4 protein-coding genes are annotated in these 2776 nt (G+C 37.5%); all 4 read right to left on the bottom strand.

Features of this window, described 5'->3' with window-relative positions:
* Nucleotides 1-713: 713 nt before the first annotated feature.
* Complete coding sequence (locus DFP97_RS30190; RefSeq protein ID WP_114384349.1) at nt 714-1124, bottom strand: DUF4830 domain-containing protein; 411 nt, start codon at nt 1122-1124, stop codon at nt 714-716.
* A gap of 181 nt (nt 1125-1305) precedes the next feature.
* Nucleotides 1306-1920, bottom strand: coding sequence for a cyclase family protein (locus DFP97_RS30185; RefSeq protein ID WP_114384348.1), 615 nt, complete (start codon nt 1918-1920; stop codon nt 1306-1308).
* A 163-nt stretch (nt 1921-2083) separates the two neighbouring features.
* Nucleotides 2084-2563 (bottom strand): hypothetical protein, encoded by a 480-nt coding sequence (locus tag DFP97_RS30180; protein ID WP_114384347.1) that lies wholly within the window; start codon nt 2561-2563, stop codon nt 2084-2086.
* Between the two features lie 26 nt (nt 2564-2589).
* On the bottom strand, nt 2590-2776 hold a 187-nt coding region (locus DFP97_RS31265), incomplete at its 5' end, for a hypothetical protein (RefSeq protein ID WP_220271211.1).

The raw sequence follows: 2776 nt of genomic DNA, 5'->3' as shown, positions 1-2776 counted from the left end.
AGAGCGCCTCCTTGATGTGTTGTAGACAAACCCATCATACCGAGGCGCTCCTTTTTTGACAAAGGCCAAATCTTAGGCCTTACAGGAATGTTTAGTTTAATCTCGATAAAGTTCACCAATCAATATCATCTTCAAACCCTGCTCCAAGGAAATAGCAAAAGGACGATATACCCACAGAAACTAAGGTTGTAAAGAGAACAAAGGGGTATATTTCAAAAGGGTTGTAAACGAACAGTAGAAGCCAATCGTTAGCTGATTCCGAACCTTCGTAATGAACCTTCCCTACATAACCCAAAATAATAAAAGATATGAGTGAAAAAGAAACACAGAGTCTAAGCAATATTTTGTATCTTTGGTTTTTAACCATAAACAATGGGAATAATCCAGCCGCAATTGATGCGGGTATATCGACTTGAAAAAAATAATAAATCTTGTTTGGAAATCCGCTACTGTTCGATTCTTTAACTATCCCATCCGTAATGATTATCCCTAAAATTACGAGGCAGACGAGAGCAAAAAACTTGTACGGCTTCATTTTTAGTATCAATACTGTCACCTCGGTGCTATGGCAATCAAATGTTTTGCTTACAGCATTATATCAAAAATGTTATCTGACCATTAGCGTAATGAAGGGCTACTAACGCGGTAGCCCTTTCGGTGTTCAACTATCGTATCCGTTAGTTGAGTCCTTTACAACAACTAGAGTCTCACCATCATTGAGTCATAATCCCTTCATTAATCAATCTTTCTTTATCCGTCAAGGCAAACAAACCTGGGTCCCAATCTTCTAATCCTCCGTGACCACCAATAATCTTCCCATCGTATTCATAAATCGAGACGTACATTTTTTTACCTGTTTTTTGTTTTTCTTTTAATTTATAGCTCGTAACTACGAGTTCTTTATTTTTATAAGGCTCTAAATCCAACCCCGCAATGCGTAGGGTTTGAAGTCGTTCAGGAAAGTAATTCATTACTTCCGACTTTTCGCTTATTTTGTCCTTCACATGCCAGCCATACGAATCTAAATACTGAATATGCTCTTCCAGTATTTCTTCGGTTGTTTCTTTTCCGCACCCAATCAGCAAAACAAAACTACATAACGTAATAAAGAAAATCTTATTCATGCCTGATTCAATCCCCCTATCAGAATTAGCTTTGTTAATAAGCTAAGACGACAATGGTCTTTCAAGAGTTGCAACATTTTTTGAACTATGCTGCCCGTAACGAAGGGCTACCACGCGGCAGCCCTTTCGGTGTTCAACTATCGTTATCCGTTAGTGTAACAACGTTCGAATGAGAAGAGGGCTATTTCACCCGTGCAATCACACGCGCTATGGAAGAGTCCGCTCTGATATGTAAAGGTAGTGCTATAATTTCAAATGACTTTACATGGAGTAGTTGTTCTACATTCGTTAAGTTTTCGGTAATTAAAATCTTATTTTGAAATAGACACTTATGTACCTCAAATGGATATTTATCCGGTGACGGTGTATCCAAGCCTATCATTTTCACTTGTTTCCTTACTAACAACTCCGCAAACTCAACTGTTAGTACCGGATAATCCTCAAAATACTTTGATTGTCCAAAGAACTTACTGTGGCCAGTATACAAGATCACTATTTGTTTCTGCTTGATTAATTGCTCATACTCTTCCTTGTAATTAATAGTGGTTTCTTCAGATACATCTAACAAACATCCTTCTCCTATAAAGGTCTCCAGAGGAAATTCGTTAAGATAAACGGTACAGTCGATTAGATGCATTGGGCCATCGATATGAGTACCTGCATGCATATTTATAGTCATCTGATGATTGTTGTAGTAATTATGCTGTATGTACTTGGATTGGACCAATTCTGTCTCTGTATCACCTGGATACACCGGCATTCTATCTTGAATAAGATGAGAAAGTTCAATTAACATTTTTGTCTTTCCCTTCACATTAATATCTCAATAATCCACCTAATTGTACTACATAATTCAGTAGTTAGTAGAACAAATCTGCCCGTTAGCGCAACAAAGCTGCCGATTATCGCGGCAGCTTCGTCGTGGTGCGTTTTTTGCACTATCGTATCCGTTAGTTCAATCATTTTGGGCTATTCGGGATTGGCATTATTATTTCTTCATGTTGATTGAAAATCACTCTATATCCTTTAATTAAAGGAATCATTTCTTTGATTTCTACTTCCGTTAAATCACTGGTATTTACATGAAATTGCCCGCTAAATTCAACTTTTCCCTCAGATTCCAGTTTCTTTACCTCTTCGATAGGTATTATTTTATCAAGCAATATACTTTTAGCTTTTTCAGTTAAAATAGGTTCAATTGTATAGATTTTAAAAGATCGTTTGGTTGGATTATCAAAGGTTACTGAGTAATTAACCAACCCATCCTTAACTGGGAATTGACCGACTCCCTCACCATAGCCTCCGATATAGAACAGTGTTCGTCCCTCTTCCGATTGGCCTGTAGAAACCTTAATAAGTATCATGACAATGCCAAAAATTATAAGCAAGAATCCTAAGTACTTTTGCTTTTTTAGCACTGTTTTTTTGTGTTGTAACATTAGGATATCTCCTTTGGGTTTAATATCTACATAATACCACATATTGGAACTAACCTGCCCGTTACTTCAATAAAACAAAAGAGGAACTGCTGCATAGCAAGCTCCTCCACTATCGTATCCGTTAACATTCCTGTAGGTGTTAGTAGATTCGATTTGCAGAAAAACGAACGCCCCGCTAGGATGAGTATGTACTGGGTTGCTGCCCTCAGAACT

This window comes from Paenibacillus prosopidis, assembly GCF_003337375.1.
Classification (GTDB): domain Bacteria; phylum Bacillota; class Bacilli; order Paenibacillales; family Paenibacillaceae; genus Pristimantibacillus; species Pristimantibacillus prosopidis.
Note: the sequence above shows the minus strand (reverse complement) of the source record. Positions and strands in the feature narration are given on the sequence as shown.